This is a genomic window from Pseudoflavonifractor sp. MCC625, assembly GCF_018784545.1.
Taxonomy (GTDB): domain Bacteria; phylum Bacillota; class Clostridia; order Oscillospirales; family Oscillospiraceae; genus Pseudoflavonifractor_A; species Pseudoflavonifractor_A gallinarum.
The window spans coordinates 1-207 of sequence record NZ_WQOJ01000057.1; the positions used below are offsets into that span (position 1 = coordinate 1).

Genomic DNA, 207 nt, shown 5'->3' on the forward strand with positions numbered 1-207 from the left:
CTCCTGCAACTGGGCTTCTCTGGCTGCATAATCTGCCTCCACCGCCAGCATTTCCGGGTCATCCGACGGATAGGTGGTGCCGGAGAGAACGGAACCGATGCTCTGCGCCATCATGGAGCAGGAGGACATGGTATTCATCAGCATACAGGTAATGAGGAACAAAACCCCTGCCATCAGGAAACCCTTCTTGTGGCGCATGACGAATGC

The 207-nt window shown here is 55.6% G+C and carries 1 pseudogene; it reads right to left on the reverse strand.

The features are described 5' to 3' along the window. Window positions 1–207, reverse strand: a pseudogene (locus GPK94_RS15830) (CHAP domain-containing protein); the annotation flags it as partial.